Raw genomic sequence first — 600 nt, forward strand, 5'->3', positions numbered from 1 at the left:
TCATAAGTACCGACCACGCATGCCGAATCCAAGACATGACCCTGCATGGCAAAATGCAGCTCATTGAAGCGGAAACCGCGCGGCAAATCCAAAACGGTATCCAGCGCGTACACAATCAGTTCATAACGATGGCGGTTGTTCGGTGGTGCCATACCGCCGTAAAACGAGGCCTCTTCGATTTCAAATTTACCCAACGCGCTCGCCCAAGTGTTCGCACCCTGCGTAAAATCTGTTGCAGAAATACTTTCATTTTCTGCCACGGAAGTACGTTTCAAATCCGAAATCAACCAATGTGTCCATACGAAACCCGATGCCGAAATGGCATCTTTGTCTTCCAACACCACGGCAAACGATTTTGTTCCTTCAGGTGCATCTTCGATCTCAAAAGGAATCGAATAAGAAGGCATACCGCTCGGGCTGAACTGGCTGCCGCGCTTGCCGTATTTGTCTTCAAATTCGCCGTTGACAATAGCTTTACTGCTGACTTTCATCTTAATATCTCCCAATAGTAGGTTTATTCATTCTAACAAACACCAAGGCCGTCTGAAAGATACTGCCGTTTTCACTTTCCCGATGTCGCATTTTCAGACGGCCTCAAGC

Annotated in this window: 1 protein-coding gene; it reads right to left on the reverse strand. The window is 47.5% G+C overall.

Annotated elements, in window-relative coordinates:
• Nucleotides 1–491 (reverse strand): YbhB/YbcL family Raf kinase inhibitor-like protein (locus tag ACTHUR_RS15910; RefSeq protein WP_440399633.1); only part of this gene is annotated, 491 nt, incomplete at its 3' end.
• Between the last annotated feature and the right edge of the window lie 109 nt (nt 492–600).

The organism is Neisseria sp. P0021.S007 (assembly GCF_051956855.1).